The organism is Streptomyces sirii, assembly GCF_045690365.1.
GTDB classification, from domain to species: Bacteria; Actinomycetota; Actinomycetes; order Streptomycetales; family Streptomycetaceae; genus Streptomyces; species Streptomyces sirii.
Genome location: NZ_CP147982.1, coordinates 4,669,340 through 4,694,999, shown reverse-complemented (window position 1 = coordinate 4,694,999; position 25,660 = coordinate 4,669,340). Strand labels below are relative to the sequence as shown.

Here is a 25,660-nt window from a genome sequence, read left to right as displayed (position 1 = left end):
TCAACGTTCAGAGGGTTATCCACAGATCTTCTGAAGTTTTCCCCGGCTGTGGATAACTGTGTGGATGGCCTTGGGTAGGGCTTGCGCTACTTCCACTGCGTGGATACGCCGAAGCCCACCGCGATGAAGCCGAAACCGCAGACGATGTTCCAGTTGCCCATGGCGGCGATCGGCAGATCGCCCTCCGACACGTAGAACAGCACGATCCACACGAGCCCGATCAGGAACATCGCCAGCATCAGCGGCGCCACCCAGCCACGGCCTGAGGCCATCTTCAGGTTGGTGGTCTTCGCCGGCGGCGGCGTGAAGTCGTCCTTCTTGCGGATCCGTGACTTCGGCACGAGGAACTCTCCTGTCGATGTGCTGCTCCCCCACTCTCGACGTCGCTCGAGCGGCTGACCTGTCCGCGCGGGGGAGGTACGAGGTGTGCGCCGGGCTGTGGACGCGATGGGGAGCGGATTCCTTTCCCGGGCGTCCGTTAGCGTAGTGCTTCCGCGGCGTCGTAAGGAGTAAGGGTACGTTGAGTAATTCCGCTGACTCCTCCGGCCACCCCGCCCGCCTGCGACTGCGGCCCGTACGGCTTCTCACTCTGATCGTCTTCGCGCTCGCCGGGCTGCTCTTCTGGCTGAGCTTCGACACCGCGCGTGGCACCAATCTACGCTCGGACGACTCCATGCTGCGGCTGTCCGACCTCATCCAGGAACGCAGCCACAAAAACGGCGCCCAGGACGACCGCAACGCCACCCTGCGCGAGGAGGTCGACGCCCTCGCACAGCGCGACAACGGCAGCTCCAAGGCCGAGGACGCCAAGCTCAGGGCGCTGGAGAAGAGCGCCGGCACCAAGCCGCTGGCCGGCCAGGGCGTGACCGTCACCCTCACCGACGCCCCGCCGAACGCCACCGCCAAGATCCCCGGCGTTCCCGAGCCGCAGCCCAACGACCTGGTCATCCACCAGCAGGACCTGCAGGCCGTGGTCAACGCCCTGTGGCAGGGCGGCGCCAAGGGGATCAAGGTCATGGACCAGCGGCTGATCTCCACCAGCGCGGTGCGCTGCGTCGGCAACACCCTGATCCTCCAGGGCCGGGTCTACTCCCCGCCGTACAAGGTCACCGCCGTCGGCGACCGCGAGGCGCTCAACAACGCGCTGACCGCCTCCCCCGCCATCCAGAACTACCTGCAGTACGTCAACGCCTACGGACTGGGCTGGAAAGTCGACCAGCACGAGGCGGTGACTCTTCCCGGCTACTCCGGCACAGTGGATCTCCACTACGCACAGCCTGTGAAGCCGTAGCCCGCGGGGCGGCGGGGAGGGGCGGGGGCCGGATGACGCTGCGGTGGATCGTGCGGACGCTCAGCGAGATCTGCGTCACGGTCGGCGGGCTGATCGTCCTCTTCGTGGTCTACCTGCTCTTCTGGACCGGCATACGGGCCGACAGCGCCATGGACGGTGAGATCGGCAAGCTCCAGCACCAGTGGTCGTCGTCGCCGGCCACCGGGCCCGGATCCGATCCCGCCGCCGGCGAGCCCACCCCGGCCCCGCGGCCCCGCCGCTATGTGTCGGGCGGCTCCTTCGCCGTCATGTACATCCCGCGCCTCGGCGCCGACTGGGCCAAGCCCGTACTGGAAGGCACCGGGACCGACGTCCTCAAACGGGGCCTCGGCCACTACGCGCGCACCGCCCGCCTCGGAGAGGTCGGCAACTTCTCCGTCGCCGGCCACCGCCGCACCTACGGCGACCCCTTCAAGGACTTCCCGCGGCTGCGGCCCGGCGACGCCGTGGTGCTGACCGACGGCACGACCTGGTTCACCTACCGCATCGACAACCGGCCCTACACCACGCTGCCCGGCGATATCGGCGTGATCGACCCCGTACCGCGCAAGTCCGGATTCAACGGTCCCGGGCGCTACCTCACACTGACCACCTGCGAGCCGGAATGGGGCCACAGCCACCGGCTGATCGCCTGGGCACACCTCGACTCCACCCAACCCGTGGCACAGGGAAGGCCATCGGCTTTGACGAGCTGACCCCCCTGCCCCCGCCCTCGCCCCTTACCCTGGTGTCGCAATCGACATCGTCATCGGCATCGGCAAGGGGACAGCGACAGCATGTACGGCTGGATCTGGCGGCATCTGCCGGGCAACACATGGGTCAAGGCGCTGATTTCCCTGGTGCTCGTGCTGGCGATCGTCTTCGTGCTCTTCCAGTACGTCTTTCCGTGGGCGGAGCCGCTGCTGCCCTTCAATGACGTCACGGTCGACCAAGGGATGGCAGCCGTCCGATGACCGCACGGATTCTTGTCGTCGACAACTACGACAGCTTCGTCTTCAACCTCGTCCAGTACCTCTACCAACTGGGCGCCGAGTGCGAGGTGCTGCGCAACGACGAGGTCGCGCCCCGGCACGCCCAGGACGGCTTCGACGGGGTGCTGCTCTCGCCCGGCCCCGGCACCCCCGAGCAGGCCGGCGTCTGCGTCGAGATGGTCCGGCACTGCGCGGACACCGGCGTCCCGGTCTTCGGCGTGTGCCTGGGCATGCAGTCGATGGCGGTCGCCTACGGCGGTGTGGTGGACCGCGCGCCCGAGCTGTTGCACGGCAAGACCTCGCCCGTCCTCCACGAGGGCATCGGCGTCTTCTCCGGTCTGCCCTCCCCCTTCACCGCCACCCGCTACCACTCGCTGGCCGTCGAGCCCGACACCGTCCCCGACGAACTGATCGTCACCTCCTGGACGGAGGCCGAGGACGTCCCCGGCGGACGGATCGTCATGGGCCTGCGGCACCGCGAACTGCCGGTGGAGGGTGTGCAGTTCCACCCCGAGTCGGTACTGACCGAGTGGGGGCACCGGATGCTGGCCAACTGGCTCGTCGAATGCGGCGATGAGGGAGCTGTGGAGCGCTCGACGGGGCTCGCCCCGGTGGTCGGCAAGGCCGGCGCGTGACCGCCCTGCGCCCCGAGCGTGAAGGGAGACCCTACGACCCGTACGAGCCGGAACAGCCGAACGCGTCGCAGGAGCCGCGCGGGTCGCAGGACCCGTACGGGCGCCCCGATGCGTTCGAGGCGGCGGTGGGGCAGCTCGACGACCCGCTGAACGATCCGCTGCCGGGGCAGGCATCGCCGCCTCCCACGCCGGCACCCGCTTCCCCGCCCACCCCGACGCCCACGCCGAGTCTGCTCGACCAACCGGGCCGGGGGCGCCGACGGGGCAAGCCGGCGGAGGAAGGGCTTCCGGGCTCACCGTGGTTCCGGCCGCAGCCGGCGCAGCAGCAGAGGCCGCAGCAGACGTCGCAACGGCAGGCCCCGGCGGCGCCCCCGGCCCCACGGGGACCGCAGCCCTTCGGCCCCGAGTCCGCCGCCGGGAGCCAGGGGCAGAGCCCGAGCCAGGGCCCGAGGCAGGGGCAGAACCAGCGACAGGGCCATGTCCCCAGGGCCAGGGCCGGGCACGCCCCGTACTCCCCGCCCGCCACTCCGTCCGTCACCCCGCCCGCCACTCCGTCCGTCTCCGGGCCCGCCCCCTCGCCCGCCGCGCAGGGGCCGGACGACGAGACCATGGCGCTGCGGCAGGCGGAGAAGCGCGGCGGGGGCACCGTTTCACGTGAAACCGAGGCGGCCGTTTCACGTGAAACATCGACGTCGGTGTCCACCGCGGCGGCCGGGGGGCGTGCGGCCCGGCGTAAGGCCGCTCAGGAGGCCGCCAAGCGAGGCGGCAGGCATGGCCGGCGCGGCGATGCGGTAGCCGCCACAGAGGCCGCAGAGACGGCCTCTGAACCGACCTCCGCCCCCACTTCCCGACTGGAGGCCCGACGGGCCGCCCGCGCCGCCAAGGACAGCCCCAGCCTGATCGTCAGCCGCGCGCTGGGCGAGGTGTTCATCACCCTCGGCGTACTGATGCTGCTCTTCGTCACCTACCAGCTGTGGTGGACGAATGTGATGGCCGAACAGGAGGCGGGCGGCGCCGCCAACAACCTCCAGCACGAGTGGGACAAGGGCGGCGGGGAGAAGAAGAACCTCGCGGCCGGCGAGCGCTTCGGGATCATGTACATCCCCAAGCTGGATGTGAAGGCGCCGATCGCCGAGGGCATCGACAAGCCCAGTGTGCTGGACCACGGCATGGTCGGGCACTACGACAAGAGCAGCGGGCTCAAGACGGCGATGCCCTGGGACAAGAAGGGCAACTTCGCGGTCGCGGCCCATCGCAATACGCACGGTGAGCCGTTCCGGTACATCAACAAGCTCACCAAGGGCGACAAGATCATCGTCGAGACGCAGAGCTCGTACTACACGTACGAGATGGAGAGCATCCTTCCGCAGACGTCTCCGAGCAACACCAGCGTCATCGGTCCGGTACCGCCCGGCTCGGGATTTACGGGACCGGGGCGCTACATCACCCTGACGACGTGCACGCCGGAGTTCACCAGTACCTTTCGGATGATCGTCTGGGGCAAGATGGTCGACGAGCGACCGCGGAGCAAGGGCAAACCGGAAGCGCTCGCCGGCTGAGCGAACACAAAAGGGGTACTACGCGGTGACTGCAACCGGAACCGACGAGGACAGCGACCGGTTCGCGCCGCCACCCAAGCCGCGGCGCCGGGTACGCCGGACCATCGCCTCCATCGTCAGCGTCATCGGCGAGCTGTTGATCACGGCCGGCCTGATCATGGGCCTCTTCGTCGCGTACTCGCTGTGGTGGACCAACGTCCTCGCCGACCGCGAGGCGCACAAGCAGAGCGACCAGGTACGCCAGCACTGGGCGAGCAGCGGGCCCAAGGGGCCGGGGGAGCTGGACACCAAGGACGGCATCGGCTTTCTGCACGTACCGGCGATGAACAACGGCGAGGTGCTCGTCAAGAAGAGCACCGCCGAAGGCGTCCTCAATGAGGGGGTAGCCGGCTACTACACCAAGCCGGTCAAGTCGGGGCTGCCTCAGGACAAGAAGGGCAACTTCACCCTCGCCGCGCACCGCGACGGTCACGGCGCGAAGTTCCACAACATCGACAAGCTCAAGGACGGCGACCCGATCGTCTTCGAGACCAAGGACACCTGGTACGTCTACAAGGTCTACGCGACGCTCCCGCAGACCTCGAAGTACAACGTCGACGTCCTCAACAAGGTCCCCAAGGAGTCCGGCAAGCGCAAGCCGGGCCGCTACATCACCCTGACGACCTGTACCCCGGTCTACACCTCGACCTACCGCTACATCGTCTGGGGCGAACTGGTCCGCACGGAAAAGGTCGACGCGGACCGCACACCGCCGAAGGAACTGGGCTGACACGCCTGGGCAGTTGAGAACGACCGTGGCGGCCCTCCGGAGAGAGCCGCCACGGACGCGGTGTGCGATGCCGCGGTCAGCAGACCGTGGCGGTCTTCACATACGCGGTGTTGGCCCCGTCGCCGAACTGGACACGGCCGAAGCCCTGGGTGCAGTTGGTCGTGGCGTAGCCCTTGCTCCACATCTCGTAGGCCGGGCGGTTCTTCAGCACCAGGCCGTGGGCGTATCCATCCGGCGTGGTGACGGAGACGGACGCGTACTTCCACGTGTGGTTCTTGCGGAAGGAGTCCCAGATCAAGAGGTAGCCGTACATCTTTCCGCAGCCGTAGTACTGCTTGACCGAAGCGGCCGGCTTCCCCTTGTACTTCACATACTTGGTGGCTCCGACCTGCCGCACCGAAGAGCAGCCGGACGGCGTCGAAGCGGCGGCGGATCCGGCGTTGACCAGGCCGAGCCCGAGCGTGATGCCGACGAGCGCGCCGACGGAACCGGCACGGCGAGTGCGCCTCTTCAAGAAACTCTCCCCCTGTAGTTGTTCGAATACCGGACCGAACTTACGGCCCGTCAGGAGGGAGGGCAAGTCACTTGTGGTGAACCGCCTCGGTCGCGCAACGACGGAGCCCCGGCAGCCCTCCAAGGGCCGCCGGGGCTCCGCTGTGATGTCACGTCACGGACGTCGGCTGTCAGCCGCCGAACGGGCCGCCGAAGAAGCCGCCATCGTCGCCGCCGCCGCCGTTGTTGCCGTTGCCGCCACCGCCACCGATGGTGGTGAGGGTCACGGTGGTGGAAGCGGGGTCGGACGGGGTGGTCGGCGCCGGGTCCTGGTTGAGCACCCGGGCGTTGTCCTCCGGCGAACTGCCCCCGGCGAACTGGATGTTCTTGAAGCCGGCCTGCTGCAGCATCTGCTTCGCCTCCTTGACCGTCCGCCCCCTCACGTCCGGCACGGGTGCCTGCGCCGCCGCCTTGCCGATCGTGAGGCTGACCGTGGAGCCGTTCTTGACCTCGGTGGTGCCCTCAGGGCTCTGACCGATCACCTTGCCGACCATGTTCGGGTCGGGGGTCTCCTGCTCGGTCTTGGTGACGTTGAAGCCCAGGTCCCTGAGCTGCTTCTCGGCCGCCGCGGCGTCCTGGCCCTTCACGTCCGGGACGGTCGTCTTCGGGCTCGCCTGGGCGACGAACAGGGTGATCTTCGCGTTCTTGGAGGCCTCGCTCTGAGGATCGGGGTCCTGGTCGATGACCGTGCCCGGCTTGCCCTCGTCGGTGACCTTCGCCTCCTGCGTGACGTTCTTGAAGCCCTTGCCGTCGAGCATCGAGCTGGCCTTGGCATAGGTGTAGCCGGTCACGTCGGGAACGGTGACCTTCACACCTCCCGAGCACAGCGTGACCGTGACCGACTCGCCCTTGCGGATGTCGCCGCCCGCGGCCGGCTCCTGCTCGGTGACCTGGCCCTTCTTGACGTTGTCGCAGGCCTTGCGGCCGCCCAGAGCGACCTTGAAGCCGCCGTTGACGCCGAAGTCCTTGGCTTCCGACAGGGTCTTTCCGACGAGGTTGGGCACCGTCGTCTCGGCGGTCTTGTTGCCACCGCTGAACATCGCCTTGCCGATGAAGATCGCACCGACCAGGACGAGCACCGCCGCGAGCACCAGCAGGATCGTCGAGGTGTGGCTCTTCTTCTGGCCGCCGCGCCGCCGGTCGCCACGGTCCTCGTAGCCGTAGCCGCCGTCGTCCGCGTTCATCGGCGGAAGCATGGAGGTCTGGCCCGCCGGATCCTGCGGACGCAGCATCGTGGTCGGCTGGTCCTGGTCGAAGCCGGCCGCACCCATGGCGGAGGTCGCCGCGACCGGCTGGCCCTCCAGCGCCGCCTCGATGTCGGCGCGCATCTCATCGGCCGACTGATAGCGGTAGTCCGGGTCCTTGACCAGCGCCTTCAGGACGATGGCGTCCATCTCCGGCGTGATCTCGGGGTCGAAGTTGCTCGGCTTCTGCGGCTCCTCGCGGACATGCTGATAGGCCACCGCGACCGGCGAGTCGCCGATGAACGGCGGCCGGACCGTGAGCAGCTCGTAGAGCAGACAGCCGGTGGAGTACAGGTCGGAGCGGGCGTCGACCTGCTCGCCCTTGGCCTGCTCGGGCGAGAGGTACTGCGCGGTGCCGATGACGGCCGCGGTCTGCGTCATCGTCATTCCGGCGTCGCCCATCGCGCGGGCGATGCCGAAGTCCATGACCTTGACCTGGCCGGTGCGCGTCAGCATGACGTTGGCCGGCTTGATGTCGCGGTGGACGATGCCGGCCCGGTGGGAGTACTCGAGCGCCTGGAGGACGCCGGTGGTCATCTCCAGCGAACGCTCCGGCAGCAGCTTCCGCCCGGAGTGCAGCAGCTCACGCAGGGTGGAGCCGTCCACGTACTCCATGACGATGTACGGGATCGAGACCCCGTCGACATAGTCCTCGCCGGTGTCGTAGACCGCGACGATCGACGGATGGTTCAGCGAGGCGGCCGACTGGGCCTCACGGCGGAACCGGGCCTGGAAGGAAGGGTCACGGGCGAGATCCACCCGCAGCGTCTTCACAGCCACGGTGCGGCCCAGGCGGGTGTCATGGGCGAGGTAGACCTCGGCCATGCCACCGCGGCCGAGCACCGAGCCCAGCTCGTACCGGCCGCCGAGGCGACGCGGCTCTTCCATAAGCTTCTCCAGCCCTCTCCGTCAGTCCCGACCGCACCGGTGTGTGGTCCGGCGGTGTGCTGTCCGGGCTACCGTACCCGGCACGCCACATCGGATCGGGTCAGAGCCGCAACCTGATATATGACCGGTATGGGCATGACCCGAGTCACTTCTCGCCTTCGAGTACCGCCTCCATGACGCGCTTCGCGATCGGCGCGGCGAGCTTGCCACCGGCGATGTCGTCGCGGAGGGTGTCGGATCCCTCGATGACGACGGCGACCGCGACGGGGGTGCCCTTGTCGGTCTTCGCGTAGGAGATGAACCAGGCGTACGGGTTGTCCTTGTTGTTCTCGCCGTGCTGCGCGGTACCGGTCTTACCGCCGACTGTGACGTTCGGGATCTGGGCGTTGGTTCCCGTGCCCTCCTTGACCACGGTCTCCATGATGCTCTGGATCTTCTGCGCGTTCTCCGGCGAGAGCGGCTGGTTCATCTCCTGCGGCGTGTGCTGCTGCACCACGTTGAGGTTCGGCGCGACCAGCTGCTCGACCATGTACGGCTTCATCAGCTTGCCGCCGTTGGCGACCGCCGAGGCGACCATGGCCATCTGCAGCGGGGTGGCGCGGTTGGAGGCCTGGCCGATGCCCGCCATCGCGTTCTGCGGCCGGTTGTCCGTGGGGAAGATGCTCTCCGCGGTGCGGACCGGAGTGTCGATCTTGCCGTCGTTGAAGCCGAACTTCTCGGCCTCGGCCTTCATCTTCTTGTTGCCGAGGTCCGCGCTGATCTTGCCGAACACCGTGTTGCAGGACCAGCGCAGCGCCTCGCGCAGGCTGGCGTTCTCGCAGGGGATGTTGCCCTCGTTCTTCAGCTCGACGGTGGTGTCGGGCAGCGTGTAGGGCAGCGGGGATTCGGTCTTGGCGTTGACGTCGGTGTAGAGGCCGTTCTCCAGGGCCGCCGCGGCCGTGACGACCTTGAAGGTCGAGCCCGGCGGGTAGGTCTGGCGCAGCGCCCGGTTGAGCATCGGCTCGTCGGGGTTGTTCTTCTTCTGCAGCCCCAGGTAGGCCTTGGCGTCCTTGTCGCTCATGCCGGCGAAGGTGGACGGGTCGTACGACGGGGTGCTGGCCAGCGCCAGGATCGCGCCGGTCTCCGGGTTGATCGCGGCGACCGCGCCCTTCTGGTCGCCCAGGCCGTCGAAGGCGGCCTTCTGCGCCTTGGCGTTCAGGGTGGTCACCACGTCACCGCCCTTCTGCTTGCTGCCGGTGAACATGTCGACCGTGCGGCTGAAGAAGAGCCTGTCGTCGGTGCCGGTGAGGATGCCGTCGTTGAGCTTCTCGAGCTGGTTGGCGTCGAAGGCCTGCGAGGCGTAGCCGGTGACCGGCGCCCACATCTTGCCGTTCTTGTACGTGCGCTTGTACTTGAAGTCGCCGCTGTCGGTCGTCGTGGAGCCGGTGACCGCCTTGCCGTCGACGACGATGTTGCCGCGCGGCGTGCTGTAGCGCTCGATGGCCACCCGCCGGTTGTGCGGGTCGTTCTTGAGCTCGTCGCCCTTGACGAACTGCACCCAGTTGACGCGGACGAGCAGGGCGAGGACGAGCAGGCCGCAGAAGATCGCGACCCGGCGCAGAGGCTTGTTCACGGGCGGACCACCTGGGTCATCTCGGCGTCGGTGGACGGGGCGGGGGCCGGCGCCGGGCGGCGCGCGGTGTCGCTGATCCGGAGCAGGATCCCCACCAGCGCCCAGTTGGCGATCACGGAGGAGCCACCCTGGGCCAGGAACGGCATCGTCATACCCGTCAGCGGGATCAGGCCCGTCACACCGCCGGCGACGACGAAGACCTGCAGCGCGAAGGCGCCGGAGAGGCCGACGGCCAGCAGCTTGCCGAACGGGTCGCGGGCGGCCAGCGCGGTGCGGATGCCTCGCTCGATCAGCAGGCCGTACAGCAGCAGGATGGCCATCAGTCCGGCAAGCCCGACCTCCTCGCCGACGGTGGCGAGGATGTAGTCGCTCTTCGGCGCGATGCCCAGGATCAGGCGGGAGTAGCCCTGTCCCAGGCCGGAGCCCAGGATGCCGCCGGAGCCGAAGGAGTACATGGCCTGGGCGGTCTCGGTGACACCGCCGTCGAGCAGCTCCAGCGGGTTGAGCCAGTTGTGCACACGCGTCTGGACGTGCGACTCGAACGACGCCACCGCGACCGCGCCGCCGGCGCTGAGCAGGAGGCCGAACACGATCCAGCTGGTCCGCTCGGTCGCGACGTACAGCATCACGACGAACAGGCCGAAGAACAGCAGCGAGGTACCCAGGTCGGTCTCGAAGACCAGGATCATCAGGCTCAGCGCCCAGATGACCAGGATCGGGCCGAGGTCGCGGCCGCGCGGGAGGTAGAGCCCCATGAAGCGGCGGCTGGCCAGCGCCAGGGCGTCCCGCTTCACCATCAGGTAGCCGGCGAAGAAGATCGCGATGATGATCTTCGCGAACTCACCGGGCTGGAGCGAGCCGAGGCCGGGGATCGTGATCCAGATCTTCGCGCCGTTCACGCCAGGGAAGAACATCGGCGCGACCAGCAGCACCAGCGCGACCACCATCGAGATGTAGGTGTAGCGCTGCAGGACCCGGTGGTCCTTGAGGAAGATCAGGATGCCGAGGAACAGCGCCACACCGAGCGTGGACCACATCAGCTGGTTGGGCGCCATCGCCTTGCCCAGCGAGGGCTCCTGGTCGAGCCGCCAGATGAAGACCAGCCCCAGGCCGTTCAGCAGGGTGGCGATGGGCAGCATCAGCGGGTCGGCGTACGGCGCCCACTTGCGGACGACGAGGTGCGTGACGCCCGCCAGCAGGCCGAGGCCCAGGCCGTAGCCCAGCACACCGGCCGGCACCGAACCGTCCTTCGCCAGGCCGACGTTGATGTAAGCGAACACCGGAATCAGCACCGCGAAGACCAGCATGGCCAGCTCGGTGTTGCGGCGGCTCGGGGCTCCGATGGTGCCGATGGTGGTGGTGTTGGTGGTACTGCTCATGAGATGTCCGGCCCCCTACGCCCTCACTGCTGGGTGCTGCAATTCTTTTCCAGCTTCAGCTGCTCCTCGGAGGGGGCCTGGCTGGGAGTGGGTGTGGGTGTCGGGGTCACGGTCGCCGCGAGAGTCCCGGCCGTGCCCGCCTTGTCGGTGGAACCGGGCTTGGCCGTCGGCGTCCCCGGCTTGGTGGGCGTCCCGGGCTTGGTGGGCGTACCCGCCTGGCCCTTGCCCTTGTTGCGGGCCGCCTCGCGCTCGGCCGCCTCCCGCTGCTCCTTGCTGCGGCAGGCGTTGGCCTGCTTGCTCAGCTCGCTCACCTTCGCGGCGGCCTGCGTACGGCTGTCGACCGCGATGGTCTCCTTGACCTGGTTGCGCTGGTACAGCGGCAGGTACTTGAGTTCGATCTCGGGGTGGTCCTCGTCCACGTCGTTGAGCTTGATCCACGCGAGGTCCTGGCTGATACCCCGGTAGAGCGCGACGTGGTCGTCCTTGGTGCCGACGAAGTACTGGGTCTGCGTCCAGCGGTAGCCCGCGTAGGCCCCGCCGCCGACGACGGCCAGGGCGAGCGCGATGAGCAGGGACCGCTTGATCCATCTGCCCCGCTTGGGCTTGACGAAGTCCTCGTCCATGAACGCGCCGAAGGAGCCCTGCGGCGGACCGGGGACCTCGGGGCCACCGCTTCCGGGCGGGCCGAAGGCACCCCCGGGGGCCGGCTGGCCTCCGGGCCGGCCGAGCTCGGCGGCCCGGGCGGCGGGCGTCTGCATCGTGCTGGGGTCGCTGAGCTGGTGCTGGTTCTCCGCGACGGCGCCCACGATCACCGGGGTGTCGTTGAGCTGCCCGGCCATCGTCTCGTTGCCGTCCACGTCCAGGACGTCGGCGACGATGCAGGTGATGTTGTCGGGCCCGCCGCCGCGCAGCGCGAGCTGGATCAGCTCCTGCACCGTCTCGTGCGGCCCGTGGTAGCTGGCCAGGGTCTCTTCCAGCGTCTGGTGGCTGACGACTCCGGACAGCCCGTCCGAGCAGATCAGATACCGGTCGCCGGCCCGCACCTCGCGGATCGACAGATCCGGCTCGACATGATCGCCGCTGCCCAGCGCCCGCATCAGCAGCGACCGCTGCGGGTGCGTGGTGGCTTCCTCTTCGGTGATCCGTCCCTCGTCGACCAACCGCTGCACCCAGGTGTGGTCCTGGGTGATCTGGGTCAGTACGCCGTCGCGCAGCAGATAGGCGCGGGAGTCGCCGACGTGGACGAGCCCGAGCCGCTGCCCGGTCCACAGCAGGGCGGTCAGGGTCGTGCCCATGCCCTCCAGCTGGGGGTCCTCCTCGACCATCACCCGCAGCTGGTCGTTGGCGCGCTGCACGGCGCTGCCGAGCGACGTCAGCAGGTCCGAGCCCGGGACGTCGTCGTCGAGCTGGACGAGTGTGGAGATCACCTCGGAGGAGGCGACCTCGCCGGCGGCCTGGCCGCCCATGCCGTCGGCGATGGCGAGCAGGCGCGGACCGGCGTAGCCGGAGTCTTCGTTGCCCTCGCGGATCATGCCCTTGTGCGATCCGGCGGCGAAGCGCAGTGACAGACTCATGCGCACCTCACCCGTCGGCTCGGGGTACAGCCGGTCTCGTCGAGCCACACTGCCCACCCTCCGGTCGGGAGCACGCCCGGGTCCGCCGAGTGGACCGCCGCGGCTCGCTCGCTGCGCTCGCTCATTGTCGTACTACTTCCGCAGCTCGATGACGGTCTTGCCGATGCGGATCGGGGCTCCCAGCGGAATCGGTGTCGGGGTCGTCAGTCGGGTCCGGTCCAGGTACGTGCCGTTGGTGGAACCGAGGTCCTCGACGATCCACTGGCCGTCACGGTCCGGGTAGATCCTGGCATGCCTGCTGGACGCGTAGTCGTCGTCCAGCACGATCGTGGAGTCGTGCGCACGGCCCAGGGAGATCGTCTGGCCTTGGAGGGCGACGGTGGTACCGGTCAGCGAGCCTTCGGAGACCACCAGCTTCGTGGGGGCTCCACGGCGCTGGCGGTTGCCTCCGCGGCCGCCTTCCTGGCGGCCGCGCGGCTGCTGCGGGGGCGCGGCAGCCTGGCGCTGCGCGCGCGCATCCGGCCCGCCGCGCCGGGCGGCACCGCGCTGTGTGACGCGCGTGCCGAACAGATCGCTGCGGATGACCTGTACGGCCACGATGACGAACAGCCACAGTACGGCGAGGAAACCCAACCGCATGACCGTGAGGGTCAGCTCTGACATGCTCCCCGCTTCACCCTTCGGCTTGCCGGTAAACGATGGTGGTACTGCCCACGACAATCCGCGAGCCGTCGCGGAGATTAGCGCGAGTGGTGTGCTGCCCGTCTACCACGATGCCGTTCGTGGAACCCAGATCCTGGATCGTGGGGGGCGTTCCGACCCGGATCTCACAGTGACGCCGGGAGACACCCGGGTCGTCGATCCGTACGTCAGCGTCGGTGCTGCGGCCCAGCACGAGAGTGGAGCGCGAGATCTGGTGGCGGGTGCCGTTGATCTCGATCCAGCGCCTGGTCTGCGCGTAGGGCTGCGGTCCTGCACCGGGCGGTGCCGTACGGGGTACGGGCTGTGCACCGCCGGGAGGCGGGGACGAGGGCATCGGAGGCGGGCTCACATGGCCGCCGCGGGGCACCGCGGAGGCACGCTGGGCCGCCGCCGGGCCCGGCTGGTCCTGGGACGAGCTGGAGGCGAGCGTACGGCTGCGGACGCGGTACAGGCCGGTGTCGAGATCGTCGGCCTTCTCCAGATGGACCTTGATCGGCCCCATGAAGGTGTAGCGCTGCTGCTTGGCGTAGTCGCGGACCATGCTCGACAGCTCGTCGCCGAGCTGCCCGCTGTACGGGCTGAGCCGCTCGTAGTCGGGGGTGCTCAGCTCGACGATGAAGTCGTTGGGGACGACGGTGCGGTCGCGGTTCCAGATGGTGGCGTTGTTGTCGCACTCGCGCTGCAGGGCGCCGGCGATCTCAACGGGCTGCACCTCGGACTTGAACACCTTGGCGAAGGTGCCGTTGACGAGACCTTCGAGACGCTGCTCGAAACGCTTCAGTACTCCCACGGGGCACCTCCTTCCTCAGCCGTCGTCGGGGTCGTCCTGATCGGGTCGTCCTGATACTGCTTACTGATCGTATCCACGCGTCGGGAAATCGGCTGGTTCCCCTTTCCCGCCTTGAGGACGAGTGTCGCCCCTCACAGGGTTGCCCGGTGCTTGCTCTGCTCCTTGCCCACTGCTTGTGCACTGCGATCGTAGATGTGCCCCGAAGACAGTGTCGCGCAACCGCCGACCACCCCTGCCGGGCGGGGGCCGGAGCCGGACACCGTGCGGCACGAGCCGTTCCGGCCACCTCCGGGGTGGGCCCGGGTGGGCCTCGTTCCGGTTGCGGCTACCGCGAGTGTGACCCCTAGGGGCGGCACTCGGCGAATGCCCGAGGCGAGGAGGGTGCCATCTCGACCCGGGTGCCCAGGGGAAAGGCGTGTGAACCCACCCCGGGCAGCGTGCTAATGTTCTGGATGTCGGAAGGCGCTCGCACAAGACCCGGACGGAACAGCCCGGATCACGTGAGAGAATCAAACGACAGCACCCATGCGCGGGTGGCGGAATAGGCAGACGCGCTGGATTCAGGTTCCAGTGCCCGAAAGGGCGTGGGGGTTCAACTCCCCCCTCGCGCACAGATGAGACCCCCGGTCTCCGGAGAAATCCGGAAGCCGGGGGTTTCTTGTTGTCTTCCTCACGCTGTCGGGTACGTCACGGGGTTCGGGGATGGGGCGGGGACGGGCGGGGTGCGGGCGGGTGTGGGTCGCTCGGTCGGAGGCTTGCGGGGTAGATCACCTTCGGGGCTCTGGGGATCTTCGAGGATCTTCTTCTTTGGGCTTCGTTCCCATTGCTGGATCTATCCCCTTCATCGCCTTCTCCTCTTCTCCCCTTCTCCGTCATCTCCGTCTTCTCGCCATTCGCCTCCATTGCCTTTTTCGTCTTCTTTGCCTTCTCCGGGTCTCTGCCTCTTTGTTTCCTCTGTCACCTTCATCGCCTACGTGGCCTTTGCGACGTCCTCCGCCGGCTCCGCGGTCTCGGTCACGGCCGTGCGGAAGGCGCGGACGCGGGCCGTTTCCCGCTCGGTGTGGTGGACGAGCCCCAGGACGGAGTCCGGCAGGCCGGTGACGGGGACGAAGGCGATGTCGCGGCGGCCGTGGTACTCGGCGGTGGGGCGGCACAGCAGCATCCCGCCGCGGTCGGCCGCGGTGAGCGTGAGGCCCTCCTGCAGGGTGCTGACCTTGGGGCCGGCGGGTATCGGGCGGCCCTGAGGGGTGGCGGTCGGGGCGTGGGCCGCGCGCCAGTAAGCGGGTGCCGGGCCGCCCGGGGAGATCAGGGCGATGCCGGCGAGGTCCTCGGCGGTGATCGTGGGGCGGGCCGCCAGCGGGTGGCGTACGGAAACCGCGAGGGTCTGCTGCTGGGCGGAGAAGACCGGGCCGAGGGTGAGATCGGGTTCGGTCATGGGCAGCAGCGTGACGGCGATGTCGACGGCGCCGCTGCGCAGCGCGCCGAAGGGGTCGCAGAGCGGGATCTCGACGATCTGGGTGGCGCAGGCCGGGTGGCGGCGGTGGAAGGCGTCGATGGCCCGCATGATGCGGTCGTCCGCGGTGCCTTGGAAGCCGATCGTCAGCCGGCCCTCGATGCCGCGGGCTGCGCTGCGGGCGCGCTCCACGGTGGCGCGCAGTGCGTCGTAGGCGGGGCGGAGCGACGTACGGAACTCCTCGCCGAGCGGAGTCAGGCGGACCCGGCGGCTGGTGCGGTCCACCAGGCGGGCGCCGATCCGGGACTCCAGGGCCCGCAGAAGCTGGCTGACGCGGCTCTGCGACACGTACAGCCGCTCGGCGGTGCGGCCGAAGTGCAGCTCCTCGGACAGGGCGAGGAAGCACTCCAGCTCGCGGAGTTCGAGGCCGGGGGCGGGGCGGAGGGCGGTGGTGGTCGTGGCCGGTGGGCCGCTGCCGCTCATGGGGTCCTTCGTGGGGTGGTGGTGGCCGGTGGCATGGCTCGACGGATCGATGGGTCCCGCTCGAAGACGGATCGATGAGTCCTGCTCATAGAAGGGTGAGGAGTTGGCCGTTGTTCCCCGGTGGGTGCGGGCGTTGGCTGGGGACATGACGAACGGTGAGGGCGGGACGGCGGTCCGCGGACGTGAACCAGGTGGATGTGCAGGGGAGTCGGCGGGAGTACGGGGCGGCGGCTGGTCGGCGGTGGGGGCGCTGGCGGCGGCGACGTTCACCGTTGTGACCTCGGAGATGCTGCCGGTGGGGCTGCTGACACCGATCGGCCGGGAGCTGCGGGTCTCGGACGGTACGGCGGGGCTGACCCTGACCGTGACGGGCCTGGTCGCGGCGGTGGCCGCGCCGGTGCTGACGTTGCTGGTGGGGCGGCGGGACCGGCGGGCGGTGCTGGTCGCCCTGATGGGCACGCTGGCGGTGGCGAACCTGGTCGCGGCGTATGCGCCGAACGCCGCGGTGCTGCTGACGGCACGGGTGCTGGTGGGGCTGGGGATGGGAGGGGTGTGGGCGATCGCCGCGGGGCTCGCGGTGCGGCTGGTGCCCGGCAGACGGGTCCCGGCGGCCACCTCCCTGATCTTCAGCGGGGTCGCAGCGGCGTCGGTGCTGGGGGTGCCGGCCGGCACATTCCTGGGTGAACTCGGCGGCTGGCGCAGCGCGTTCGTGGCGATGGCCGTGGTCTGCGGCGCGGTGGCGGTCACCCTGGCCGTACTGCTGCCGCCCCTGCCGGAGGACCGGGCGGTCCGGCTGAACGGCGTGCTCCGGCTGCTGCGCGGCGCGTCCGTACGGACCGGACTGCTGCTGGTGGCGCTCCTGGTGACGGGCCATTTCGCGGCGTACACCTATGTGCGGCCGGTCCTGGAGCAGGTGGCCGGCGCGCGGGCGGACCAGATCGGCACGCTGCTGCTGGCCTTCGGCCTGGCGGGCCTGGCGGGCAACTTCGCCGCCGGTGCCGGTGCGGCGCGCGCACCGCGGGCGGCGCTACTGGTGATCTGCGGGGTGCTCGCGGGCGCGGTGCTGCTGGTGCCGCTGCTGGGGCGCGGCGCCGGGGTACCGGGAGCGGCCGTCCTGGTGGCCGTATGGGGCGTGGCCTACGGGGGCGTGTCCGTCAGCACCCAGACCTGGCTGATGGCCGCCGCGCCGGGCGCCCGGGAGGCGGCGTCCGCGCTGTTCGTGGCGGTGTTCAACGGGGCCATCGCGCTGGGCGCACTGCTCGGCGGCCGGGCCGCGGACGGTTGGGGCGCGGTGGGCGTGATGTGGCTGGGCGGTGCGCTGGCGGTGGGGGCGCTGGTGACGGTGGGAGTGGGGAGGGCACCGGGGAAGTAGGTGGCGGAAGAGGTGGGGCGGGGGGAGGCCGATTGTTGGGTGTCTGCCGCGGGCCCCGGTGGCGTGGTGGTGCGGCAGATGAGGTGGGCGCGGGCCCGGGGGCGTTGGCTACGGGTGGGGTGGTGTCGCCGGTGCCCCCGGGGCGGGCGCGGTGGTGGGTCTCAGGCGGCGAGGCGCTCGGCCAGGGCCTTGGCCTTGGTGGCCGCGTCCTGGTGGGCCTTGTCGCGGGAGGTCTCGTACAGGGGGACCAGCTCGGCCATCGCCGGGTTGCTGGGGGCCATGGTGAGCTCGGGGACGATGAAGTCGACGTCGAGGCCCATACCGCCGTTCAGAACGGCCTCAAGGTAGTTCTGGACGTATTCGAAGGACTCTCGGGGCGTGCCCGGTGCGTACGAACCGCCGCGGCTGGCGACGACGGTGACCGGGGTGCCCTTGGCGGACGGCGTCTCGCCCGCCGTGCGGCCCATGATGATCACCTGGTCGAGCCACGCCTTGAGCGTGGAGGGAATCGTGAAGTTGTACATCGGCGCGGCGATGACGACCGCGTCGGCCTGCTCCAGCTCCTCGGCGAGCTCGACCCGCAGCGCGAAGGCGGCCTGCTGCTCGGGGGTGTGGGTGGCCGGGTCGGAGAAGGCCGCGGAGGCCGCGACGCCGTCGAGGTGCGGCAGCGGGTCGGTGGCCAGGTCGCGGTGGATGACCGTGCCGTCGGGGTGCTGCTCCTCCCAGGCCTTGCGGAAGGCCGAGGTGACGGAGCGGGAGGCGGAGCCGCCCTCGGGGAAGAGGGAGGAGTCGATGAGCAGAAGCGTGGCCATGGGAATCGGTCCTTCGGTTCGCGGTCGGACGAGGTGCGGCCGCTGGTTGAATTCCGTACGTCCCTATTAATAACACAGGAGCTTACTTTTCTGCAGTAGCAAACGGGAAGGCGGTACTCTGGGTGTATGGCGGACCACGGCGAGGCGATGTGCAGGCAGGTCGACGACGGCATGGCGCGCGTCTTCGAGCTGTTCGGGAAGCGCTGGACGGGGCTCATCGTCGCCACCCTGATGCCGGGGCCGGTGCACTTCGCCGACCTGCGGCGGGCCATCCCCGGGATCAGTGAGCGGATGCTCTCCGACCGCCTCATGGAGCTGGCGGCGACCGGTCTGCTGGTTCGCGAGGTGGACGCGGGACCGCCGCTGCGCGTCTCGTACCGGCTGACCGAGGCCGGTCTGGCGATGGAGCCCGCGCTGAAGGAGCTGGGGCGCTGGGCGGAGACGTACCTCGCCGACGGGGGGCAGTGTCCGGAGCGGTTCCGGAAGTAGGAAGAAGCGGGGGGTGGGCGGGCGCCGAAGAGGCGCGGAGTGGGCGGGCGTCGCCGCTCCGGGGGTGAGGGGGCGCCCGGTGTCCGAGTGCTGCTCGTCGTCTGGGGCCTGCGCGTCGCCTGAGGGGTGCTCGGTGTCCGGGGGCCTTAGCCGAGCCGTTCCTGCGCGGCGTTGTAGCGCTGCAGGTACGTTGCGAAGCGGTCGAGGTCGATCTCGTCCCAGTCGGCCAGCCGCTGATGGAAGGCCTGGCGGCGGCTGGCGGTGACGTTGGCGAGCACCTGGGCGCCCTTCTCGGTGGGGTGCAGTACCTGGACGCGCTGGTCGTCGGGGTCGACGCGGCGCTCGACGAAGCCGAGTTTCTCCAGTGCGGCGATCTGCCGGCTGACCGTGGACTTGTCCAGGAGGTAGTGCGCCGCGAGGTCCGTGGCGCGGCATCCGTGCTGGTCGTCGAGGTGTGCCAGCAGGGTGTAGGAGACCAGCGACAGCTCGGGATGCATCCGGGCGGCGGCCGCGCGGGCTCGTCGGGCGAACGCGGTCATCTCCTGCTGGATGGTCTCGACGGAGTCGTCGCGGTGGGCCACGGCTTGCCTTCCCTAGAGGTGGTTGTATAGTACAACGTAAATGAGAGTTGTATATGCCAACTAGATGGGGCGGTGGCCGGCGGCGACGGCTGACACCTAGTGGCGACAGCTGAGCCGACGAGCTGAGAAGGCCTGCCCATGAGTACGGTCCGACGTCCCGACCACCGAAGCGAACGACACGGCGACCACCGTTCCGCACGCCCCGCCCACTCCACCGGGCTGCGCCATGTCCTGACGCACCTGATCACCCCGCTGCTGATGTGCATCGGCATGGGGCTGGCGTATCTGGGCGCGTTCGCCAACCCCGCGCCGCACGACCTGCCCGTGGCGGTCGTCGGATCGAGCCGGAGTGCTCAGCTGCTCGCTCAGTCGATCAACGACAAGGCGCACGGCGAGCTGGAGGTGCGGACCGTCGGCAACCGGGCGGCGGCGGTCGAGCAGCTCAAGCACCAGGAGATCTTCGGCGCGTACGTGATCGACGCGAAGGCGCAGGGCGCGAAGGGGGATTCGGCTTGGGCGGGTGCCACAGGGGGTGCGGCGGCAGCGGCGGGCTCCGCGCGGCCGGCGCCCGAGCTGCTGGTGGCGACCGCCGGATCCGATACCAGCGCCTCCGTCGTGCAGAAGATCTTCACTCCCCTTGCCGCGCGGCAGGGCGCCCCGCTGAAGGTCACCGACGTGGCGCCGACCGCCGAGGACGACCCCACCGGGCAGGGTGTTTTCTTCCTCCTGGTCGCGCTCAGCATCGGCTCGTACGCCTCGGTCGCGGTGATCGGCGGAGCCGGAGCAGTGCTGCCGCTCCGGCTCCGGGCGGCGCTGGCGATCGGCACGTCCTTCGTGGTCAGCCTCATCGGCGCGGCGTTCGCGGGCCCCGTCTTCCACCTCGTCGACCACGGCCTGTGGGGCGTGTGGGGCATGGCGTGGCTCTACTCCGCCGGCATCCTGCTGATCGGCACCGGCCTGCACACCTTCCTCAAGCGCTGGACGACGCTCGGCGTGATGGCCCTCTTCGTGATGCTCAACTTCACCTCCTCCGGCGGGATTTTCCGCCCCGAGATGCAGAACGGGTTCTTCGCGGCCCTGCACTCCTTCTGGAACGGCGCGGGCTTCGTGGAGGGCACCCGCAGCCATGTCTACTTCGACGGCTACGGCCTGTCCGGGCACCTCTGGACGCTGGTGTGGTGGCTGGTCGTCGGCGTGCTGATGGTCGGTGCGGCGGCGCTGGCCGAGAAGCGGCGGCGCGCGGCGGAGGCGGAGACGGCGGCCAACGCGGCGGCGGTGGCGGCTGCCGCGGTGGCGGCGACCGTGCCGCCGCGGCAGCCGAGGGGGGCTGCGGGCGAGAGCCTGGACGAGGACTTGGAGGAGGAGTTGGAGGAGGCGGTGGGGGTGTAGCGGGCGGCGGTTGCCGTGGTCGTGGCGATTGTCGTGGCGGTGCTTTCGATTCGGCTGCTTGGTTGCTTGGTCTTGGGATTCGGCTTCGGCTTGGGCTGGAACTGCGGTTGGGGCTCTGGGAGTCCTGGTCCCTGGCGCCGCCGGATAGTTATCCACAGGCTGTGCGGGCTTTGGCGAAGTGTCGGTAACGTCGTTGCTCGTCGGCACGCCGGGACCGCTCGGCGGGCCGACGAGTACGCAGGACACGAGAGACGCAGGTCGTGAAGGGGGAGGTGGCCCGCCATGTCGCGTGTGCCGTATGTACCGGGGTTTGCGAGGGCGGACGCGCAGGGTCCTTCGGGGGCGTCGCCCAAGGCCGCCGGCCGGGCGCTGCGGGAGCGACTGCCCCGTTCCGAGCAGGGCGCGCTCTCGATCGCCGCCGGGCGGCCGGATCCGGTCGGGGCCGTCGAGGCGTCCAACGCCGGACGACTGCCCGAGCTGACGCCGATACGGGTCGGCCGGATGGCCGCCAGCCCCTTCGCCTTCCTCCGCGGCTCTGCGGGCCTGATGGCGTTCGACCTGACGAACAGCCCCGTGACCGGCATCGGCGCGCAGATCTGCGGGGACGCACACGCCGCCAACTTCGGTCTCTACGGCGATGCCCGCGGCGGTCTCATCATCGATCTCAACGACTTCGACGAGACCGTGTACGGGCCGTGGGAGTGGGACGTGAAACGGCTGGCGACGTCGATGGTGTTGGCGGGCCGCGAGGGGGGCGCCAGCGAGGACGACTGCCGCAAGGCGGCGCTGGACACGGTGGGCGCGTATCGGCGCACCATGCGGCTGCTGGCCAGGCTGCCGGTGACCGAGGCGTGGAATGCCATCGCCGACGAGGAGTTGGTCTCGCACACCGACGCCCGGGATCTGCTGGGGACGTTGGAGCGGGTGTCGGCCAAGGCCCGCAAGAACACCAGCGCGCGATTCGCGGCGAAGTCCACGGAGCAGACGGCGGATGGTGGACGACGGTTCGTGGACGCGCCGCCGGTGCTGCGGCGGGTGCCGGATGCGGAAGCCGCAGCGGTGGCCGCGTCCCTCACCTCCTATCTGGAGACGCTGCCCGATGACCGGCTGCCGCTGCTGTCCCGATACGCGGTGCACGATGTGGCCTTCCGCGTGGTCGGCACGGGCAGTGTGGGCCTGCGTTCGTATGTGGTGCTGCTGCTGGATCACCGGGGGGAGCCGCTGGTGCTGCAGGTGAAAGAGGCGCGCGCCTCGGTGCTGGCACCGTATGTGGAGAAGGCCGGGTTCCCCATGCCGTCGGCGATACACGAGGGGCGCCGTGTGGTGCTCGGGCAGCGCAGGATGCAGGTCGTCAGCGACATCCTGCTGGGCTGGACGACGGTGCAGGACATAGCGCCGCCGGGCCGGGCCGGGGCAGTAGCCGGAACGGGCCGCCCGGAAGACGGACTCCTGGACGGACTCCCCTTCCAGGTCCGGCAGTTCAGAAACCGCAAGGGCAGCGTGGACCCGGCGCAGCTGTCCGGCGACCAGATGGACGACTACGCCCGGATGACCGGCGCCCTCCTGGCCCGAGCCCACGCGCACAGCGCCGACCCGCGCCTGCTGGCCGGCTACTGCGGCAAGAACGAGGAGCTGGACGAGGCGGTGGCAAGGTTCGCCCTCGCCTATGCCGACCGCACGGAAGCGGACCATGCAGCCTTGGCCGCCGCGGTGAAGACAGGCCGGATCGCGGCTGAGCTGGGGGTGTGAGGGGCGGGCGTGGCTAGCAGAGGTGCGTGACCTTTGTGGCATGCACGATCTGCGTGAGACGCGTGAGGTGGGGCGTGACGGGTGAGAGCGCGGCTGGATGGCTGTGGTGATCGCTGGGGCTGGGCTGTGGGGCGTCGTCCGGGTTGAGGGGCTGAGCGAGCTGAAGGGGCTGGCTGGTCGTTCGGCTGTGCTTTGACCGGCTGCCCGGGAGGGGGCGCTGGGTCGGTCGACTGGCCCCGGGGCTGGGGATGGCCATCAGGCTGGGCCGGGGGCGTTGGGCGGGCTGAGTGGGCTTGAGGCCGCCGCCCGGGATGGGAGCTGGGTTCGCTGCCCTGGCCTGAAGAGACCGGAGCGGGCGTCCCGGCTGGGCTTCGGTTCGTCGTACGGGCCTGTGCCCTCGGCTGGTGGCACGGGCTGGGGACGGCGTGGGCTGGCCGTCCTGGCCCGGTGGGTGGGGGACGGCGTGGGCTGGCCGTCCAGGCCCAGCGCTCTGGGGACGATGCGGCACTGAGCGTCCGAACCCGGCGGCCTGGGACGATGCCGGGCTGGTTCGTCCAGGGGCTGGCAGGCTCTGGCGGTTGGCTGGGCTGAGGACGTTGGCGGTGGTGGCGGTGGTGGGTGGGGGAGGGGGAGGGCCCAGAGGAAGCGAAGCGAACCGGCGATCTTGAGGGCAGCGCAGGTACCAACCCCGGCATGGGGCGGACGTGCCAGCTCCGGCTTGGGCCGTACGCTGACCGGGTGACGAACTCGCACGCGGAGAACGCGCAGGACGGCCAGCACCAAGCGGACGCACCGGAGACATCGGGCGCCCAGGGTGGTTCGCAGGCACCCGACGCCCGCGGCGGTGGGCAGGACGGTGGTCAGGTCAGGTCCGGCGGCGGCCGGGAAGATCAGGTCGCGGGCTCGGGCGAGCCGGGGGCGCGCCAGGACGCCGAGGCGGGTTCGCCAGCCGGGCCGGCCGGGGCTGGGGACGAGCCGGACGTTGAGGCGGGTGCCGCACCGGGTGCCGCACCGGGCGTCGAGCCGGGTGGGCAGGCCGCTCAGGACGAGGCGACCCGGCGGCTGGCGAAGGCGGTGCTGGCCGCGGAGAAGGCGCTGATCGAGTTCGAGATCGCCGTGGAGACCTTCCGGGTCGAGGTGGAGAACTTCTCCCGCCTGCACCACCAGCGGCTCGGCCCCATGTACGCGCGGCTGGACGAGCTGGACGCGCAGATCGCCGAGGCCGTGGCGGCGCGTACGGGCGACCCCGAGGACATCCGTAAGGCGCGGGAGGCACGGGCGTCGGTGCTGCCGATGCCGGAGGTGGAGGAGTTGTTCCACGGCTGGATGGGGTCGGAGGGGCTGTTCCCCGAGGCGCAGGCGATGCTCACCGAGCGGTCGGTGCGGCCGCCGGAGAAGGTGCGGCCCAGCGAGGGGGCCCGCAAGGTCTACCGCGACCTGGTGCGCAAGGCCCACCCTGACCTGGCACGGGACGAGGCGGAGCGGGCACGCCGCGACGCGTTCATCGCGCGCGTCAACATGGCGTACGGCCAGGGCGACGAGGCGGCGCTGCGGGAGCTCGCGCGGGAGTGGGAGGCCGGTCCCGCGCCGGTCGAGGAGCGGCTCAGCGAGAGCGAGGAGCTCTACGCCCGCCTGGAGTGGTTGGCCGAGCGCAAGGAACTGCTGGCCGCCCTCGCCGCCGAGCTGGAGGACAGCGCGATCGGCTCGATGATCAAGATGGCGCCGGAGGACCCGGACGCGCTGCTGGACGAGATCGCCGAGAAGCTGCTCGCCGATGTCGCAGAGCGCGAGGCGTACCTCGCGCAGCTCGTCGGGTAGCGTCGTGAGCATGCAATTTGGTTCTGTACCCACGGTCGCCGTCGACGCGCTCTCGTCCGGCGACTTCCTCCTGGACGTGCGTGAGGACGACGAGTGGGCGGCCGGGCACGCCGAGGGTGCGCTGCACATCCCGATGAGCGAGTTCGTCGCCCGCTACGGGGAGCTGACCGAGGCGGCGCCCGAGGACGGCAAGGTGTATGTCCTGTGCCGGGTCGGCGGGCGTTCCGCGCAGGTGGCGCAGTATCTGCTCCAGCAGGGCATCGACGCGGTGAATGTCGCGGGCGGCATGCAGGCCTGGGAGGCCGCCGGCCGTCCGGTGTCGGACGGCAGGGGCGGCTCGGGCACGGTCGTCTAGCCGGGTCCCACGCTCCGGCTCAGCCCAGCGGATGCGCCGCCAGCAGGTTGCCGAGGGCTTCCTCGTGGGCGGCGGCGGGGCCGAGGGAGAGCTCGAGCTGTTTTGCCCAGGCGTGGTAGCGGTGCAGGGGGTAGTCGGTGTCCGCGCCGAAGCCGCCGTGCAGATGCTGGGCCGTCTGGACGACGCGGCGTACGCCTTCGGAGGCCCAGATCTTGGCGACCGCGATGTCTCCGGCGGCCGGTAGCGGGCCGGGGGCGTCGGTGGTGATGCGCCAGGCGGCCTGCCAGAGCGTGGCTTCCATGGCGCGCAGGTCGATGAAACGGTCGGCGGCCTGCACGGCGACGGCCTGGAACGTGGCCACCGGGTACCCGAACTGTTCGCGCTTGCCGGTGTAGTCGCCGGTCATCGCCAGCACGCGTTCGCCGAGGCCCAGGGCGAGCGCGCAGGTGCCGGTGGTCAGGACATCGCGCAGCGACTGCCATGCGGCGGGGTCGCCGATCATCTCGCGGGCGCTGATACGCACGGAGTCCAGCCGGACCTCGGCCTGGCGCTCTCCGCTGGTGGAGATCTGGTCGTCGAGCGTGACGCCGGGGTGGGCGCGGGGTACGAGGGCGAGTACGGCGTGGCCGTCGGTGGTGTGGGCGGGCAGCAGGATCCGGTCCGCGGTGCTCCCCCAGGGGACGGCGGTCTGGGTGCCGTCGAGGATCCAGCCGGCGCCCTCCCGGCGGGCGGACACGGCGAGCTCGGCCGGCTCGTGGCCGGTGCGGCCGGCGGAGGCGACGGTCACGACCAGGTCCCCGGCGGCGATGGGGGGCAGCACCTCGGTACGCAGCTCGTCGGCGGCGTAGCGCTGGAGGGTCAGCGCGGCGGCGCCGGACTCCAGCAGTGGGACCCGTGCCAGGACCTTGGCCGATTCGCGCAGGACCAGGCAGAGCGCGATCGGATCGAGGCCCGCGCCGCCGTGCTCGGGCGCGATCGGCAGACTCAGCAGGTCGGCGTCGGCGAGCTTGCGCCACAGGGGGCGATCGAAATCGTCGGCGACCGCGCCCGCGGTGAGCGCGGGGCTGGGCACGCCGTCGGGAGCGACCCCCGAGAAGACGGCCCTCGCCGCCTCTACGGCGGCCTGCTGCTCCTCGGTGAAGGTGAAGTCCACT

24 protein-coding genes and 1 tRNA gene are annotated in these 25,660 nt (G+C 70.1%); 13 read left to right on the top strand and 12 right to left on the bottom strand.

All coding sequences use genetic code 11. From position 1 onward, the window contains the following. Window positions 1-86 precede the first annotated feature (86 nt). On the bottom strand, window positions 87-341 hold the full coding sequence (crgA, locus tag WAB15_RS21050) for a cell division protein CrgA (protein ID WP_384424216.1): 255 nt from the start codon (window positions 339-341) through the stop codon (window positions 87-89). A 179-nt stretch (window positions 342-520) separates the two neighbouring features. Here crgA and WAB15_RS21045 point away from each other — a divergent pair, with 179 nt between their 5' ends. From WAB15_RS21045 to WAB15_RS21020, 6 genes are all read left to right on the top strand, one after another. Beyond that, entirely contained in the window at window positions 521-1,291 is a 771-nt protein-coding gene (locus tag WAB15_RS21045) for a DUF881 domain-containing protein (protein WP_399145867.1), read from the top strand. Window positions 1,292-1,323: 32 nt separating this feature from the next. Further along, entirely contained in the window at window positions 1,324-2,025 is a 702-nt protein-coding gene (locus WAB15_RS21040) for a class E sortase (protein ID WP_407287175.1), read from the top strand. Window positions 2,026-2,106: 81 nt separating this feature from the next. After that, window positions 2,107-2,283 (top strand): hypothetical protein, encoded by a 177-nt coding sequence (locus WAB15_RS21035; protein ID WP_384424213.1) that lies wholly within the window; start codon window positions 2,107-2,109, stop codon window positions 2,281-2,283. Then, on the top strand, window positions 2,280-2,936 hold the full coding sequence (locus WAB15_RS21030) for an aminodeoxychorismate/anthranilate synthase component II (protein ID WP_399145869.1): 657 nt from the start codon (window positions 2,280-2,282) through the stop codon (window positions 2,934-2,936). The genes WAB15_RS21035 and WAB15_RS21030 overlap by 4 nt, the downstream gene beginning before the upstream one ends. Continuing rightward, window positions 2,933-4,495 carry a class E sortase gene (locus WAB15_RS21025; RefSeq protein ID WP_407287174.1) on the top strand — a complete coding sequence of 521 codons (1,563 nt, stop codon included), beginning with the start codon at window positions 2,933-2,935 and terminating at the stop codon, window positions 4,493-4,495. Before WAB15_RS21030 ends, WAB15_RS21025 begins: the two co-directional genes overlap by 4 nt. A gap of 25 nt (window positions 4,496-4,520) precedes the next feature. Beyond that, complete coding sequence (locus WAB15_RS21020) at window positions 4,521-5,264, top strand: class E sortase (protein ID WP_399145871.1); 744 nt, start codon at window positions 4,521-4,523, stop codon at window positions 5,262-5,264. Window positions 5,265-5,340: 76 nt separating this feature from the next. Here WAB15_RS21020 and WAB15_RS21015 read toward each other — a convergent pair whose 3' ends face one another. From WAB15_RS21015 to WAB15_RS20985, 7 genes are all read right to left on the bottom strand, one after another. Beyond that, window positions 5,341-5,778 carry a hypothetical protein gene (locus WAB15_RS21015; protein ID WP_407287173.1) on the bottom strand — a complete coding sequence of 146 codons (438 nt, stop codon included), beginning with the start codon at window positions 5,776-5,778 and terminating at the stop codon, window positions 5,341-5,343. A 169-nt stretch (window positions 5,779-5,947) separates the two neighbouring features. Further along, window positions 5,948-7,948: a Stk1 family PASTA domain-containing Ser/Thr kinase gene (gene pknB / locus WAB15_RS21010; RefSeq protein ID WP_399145873.1), complete on the bottom strand. Its 2,001-nt coding sequence runs from the start codon at window positions 7,946-7,948 to the stop codon at window positions 5,948-5,950. Window positions 7,949-8,093: 145 nt separating this feature from the next. Then, window positions 8,094-9,560, bottom strand: coding sequence for a peptidoglycan D,D-transpeptidase FtsI family protein (locus WAB15_RS21005; RefSeq protein WP_399145874.1), 1,467 nt, complete (start codon window positions 9,558-9,560; stop codon window positions 8,094-8,096). After that, window positions 9,557-10,939, bottom strand: coding sequence for an FtsW/RodA/SpoVE family cell cycle protein (locus tag WAB15_RS21000; RefSeq protein WP_399145875.1), 1,383 nt, complete (start codon window positions 10,937-10,939; stop codon window positions 9,557-9,559). The genes WAB15_RS21005 and WAB15_RS21000 overlap by 4 nt, the downstream gene beginning before the upstream one ends. Window positions 10,940-10,962: 23 nt before the next feature. Then, window positions 10,963-12,513 carry a PP2C family protein-serine/threonine phosphatase gene (locus WAB15_RS20995; RefSeq protein WP_407287172.1) on the bottom strand — a complete coding sequence of 517 codons (1,551 nt, stop codon included), beginning with the start codon at window positions 12,511-12,513 and terminating at the stop codon, window positions 10,963-10,965. Window positions 12,514-12,645: 132 nt separating this feature from the next. Then, window positions 12,646-13,176, bottom strand: a complete 531-nt coding sequence (locus WAB15_RS20990) for an FHA domain-containing protein (protein WP_399145877.1) — start codon at window positions 13,174-13,176, stop codon at window positions 12,646-12,648. 10 nt (window positions 13,177-13,186) lie between these two features. After that, entirely contained in the window at window positions 13,187-14,005 is an 819-nt protein-coding gene (locus WAB15_RS20985; RefSeq protein ID WP_399145878.1) for an FhaA domain-containing protein, read from the bottom strand. 527 nt (window positions 14,006-14,532) lie between these two features. On the opposite strand from WAB15_RS20985, the gene WAB15_RS20980 reads away from it, so the two are divergent. After that, a tRNA-Leu gene (locus WAB15_RS20980) sits at window positions 14,533-14,616 on the top strand. A 359-nt stretch (window positions 14,617-14,975) separates the two neighbouring features. On the opposite strand, the gene WAB15_RS20975 is transcribed toward WAB15_RS20980, so the two are convergent. Further along, window positions 14,976-15,941, bottom strand: coding sequence for a LysR family transcriptional regulator (locus tag WAB15_RS20975; RefSeq protein ID WP_407287171.1), 966 nt, complete (start codon window positions 15,939-15,941; stop codon window positions 14,976-14,978). Window positions 15,942-16,086: 145 nt separating this feature from the next. On the opposite strand from WAB15_RS20975, the gene WAB15_RS20970 reads away from it, so the two are divergent. Beyond that, window positions 16,087-17,313, top strand: a complete 1,227-nt coding sequence (locus tag WAB15_RS20970) for an MFS transporter (RefSeq protein ID WP_407287170.1) — start codon at window positions 16,087-16,089, stop codon at window positions 17,311-17,313. Between the two features lie 161 nt (window positions 17,314-17,474). On the opposite strand, the gene WAB15_RS20965 is transcribed toward WAB15_RS20970, so the two are convergent. After that, complete coding sequence (locus WAB15_RS20965; RefSeq protein ID WP_399145881.1) at window positions 17,475-18,125, bottom strand: FMN-dependent NADH-azoreductase; 651 nt, start codon at window positions 18,123-18,125, stop codon at window positions 17,475-17,477. A gap of 126 nt (window positions 18,126-18,251) precedes the next feature. Here WAB15_RS20965 and WAB15_RS20960 point away from each other — a divergent pair, with 126 nt between their 5' ends. Beyond that, on the top strand, window positions 18,252-18,614 hold the full coding sequence (locus tag WAB15_RS20960) for a winged helix-turn-helix transcriptional regulator (RefSeq protein WP_384424201.1): 363 nt from the start codon (window positions 18,252-18,254) through the stop codon (window positions 18,612-18,614). Window positions 18,615-18,760: 146 nt separating this feature from the next. On the opposite strand, the gene WAB15_RS20955 is transcribed toward WAB15_RS20960, so the two are convergent. After that, the gene (locus WAB15_RS20955) at window positions 18,761-19,195 is read right to left on the bottom strand and encodes a MarR family winged helix-turn-helix transcriptional regulator (protein WP_399145882.1); all 435 of its coding nucleotides are present in this window, start codon (window positions 19,193-19,195) and stop codon (window positions 18,761-18,763) included. Between the two features lie 138 nt (window positions 19,196-19,333). Between WAB15_RS20955 and WAB15_RS20950 the strand changes: the two genes are divergently transcribed. The 4 genes from WAB15_RS20950 to WAB15_RS20935 all read left to right on the top strand — a co-directional run bounded on the left by WAB15_RS20950 (window position 19,334) and on the right by WAB15_RS20935 (window position 24,506). Then, complete coding sequence (locus WAB15_RS20950; protein WP_407287169.1) at window positions 19,334-20,584, top strand: ABC transporter permease; 1,251 nt, start codon at window positions 19,334-19,336, stop codon at window positions 20,582-20,584. Between the two features lie 282 nt (window positions 20,585-20,866). Continuing rightward, window positions 20,867-22,333: a DUF2252 domain-containing protein gene (locus tag WAB15_RS20945; RefSeq protein ID WP_407287168.1), complete on the top strand. Its 1,467-nt coding sequence runs from the start codon at window positions 20,867-20,869 to the stop codon at window positions 22,331-22,333. A 738-nt stretch (window positions 22,334-23,071) separates the two neighbouring features. Next, window positions 23,072-24,151: a hypothetical protein gene (locus tag WAB15_RS20940; RefSeq protein WP_407287167.1), complete on the top strand. Its 1,080-nt coding sequence runs from the start codon at window positions 23,072-23,074 to the stop codon at window positions 24,149-24,151. A gap of 10 nt (window positions 24,152-24,161) precedes the next feature. Continuing rightward, the gene (locus WAB15_RS20935) at window positions 24,162-24,506 is read left to right on the top strand and encodes a rhodanese-like domain-containing protein (protein WP_399145886.1); all 345 of its coding nucleotides are present in this window, start codon (window positions 24,162-24,164) and stop codon (window positions 24,504-24,506) included. 19 nt (window positions 24,507-24,525) lie between these two features. Here the strand turns inward: WAB15_RS20935 and WAB15_RS20930 are convergent, their stop codons facing one another. Then, window positions 24,526-25,659, bottom strand: coding sequence for an acyl-CoA dehydrogenase family protein (locus WAB15_RS20930; RefSeq protein WP_407287166.1), 1,134 nt, complete (start codon window positions 25,657-25,659; stop codon window positions 24,526-24,528). Window position 25,660: the final 1 nt, after the last annotated feature.